This window comes from Janthinobacterium sp. GW822-FHT07H10 (genome assembly GCF_058798675.1).
In genome coordinates this window covers 1-788 of sequence record NZ_JBXAKS010000041.1, presented here as the reverse complement: position 1 = coordinate 788, position 788 = coordinate 1, and the positions used below count along the sequence as shown (strand labels likewise).

The window sequence follows — 788 nt, the reverse complement described above, 5'->3', positions numbered from 1 at the left end:
ATGGGTAATGATTGTATGTATCAACAAACAAGCAACAACGTTGTACTTTCTTATCCCTGTAGCGCTCTTTGATTACTTCGGTAATCAGAGGCTAACGTTATAGGGACAAGCGAATAAGTGCACATGGTGGATGCCTTGGCGATTACAGGCGATGAAGGACGTAGTAGCTTGCGATAAGCTGCGGGGAGTGAGCAAACACACTTTGATCCGCAGATTTCCGAATGGGGCAACCCACCCTTTTAGGGTATTGCATACTGAATACATAGGTATGCAAGGCGAACGCGGCGAACTGAAACATCTAAGTAGCTGCAGGAAAAGAAATCAACCGAGATTCCCAAAGTAGCGGCGAGCGAAATGGGAAGAGCCTGTACGTGATAGTCGGACCGATAACAGAATCCTCTGGAAATAGGAGCCATAGTGGGTGATAGCCCCGTATGTGAAATCGGACCGGTGGTACTAAGCGTACGACAAGTAGGGCGGGACACGTGACATCCTGTCTGAATATGGGGGGACCATCCTCCAAGGCTAAATACTCGTAATCGACCGATAGTGAACCAGTACCGTGAGGGAAAGGCGAAAAGAACCCCGGAAGGGGAGTGAAATAGATCCTGAAACCGTGTGCATACAAACAGTAGGAGCGGACTTGTTCCGTGACTGCGTACCTTTTGTATAATGGGTCAGCGACTTACATTCAGTGGCAAGGTTAACCGAATAGGGAAGCCGTAGAGAAATCGAGTCCGAATAGGGCGATCAGTCGCTGGGTGTAGACCCGAAACCAAGTGATCTAC

1 rRNA gene is annotated in these 788 nt (G+C 48.7%); it reads left to right on the top strand.

What is annotated here, in order from left to right:
* Positions 1-103: 103 nt before the first annotated feature.
* Positions 104-788: ribosomal RNA gene (locus AC1RDJ_RS28385) — 23S ribosomal RNA — on the top strand; the annotation flags it as partial.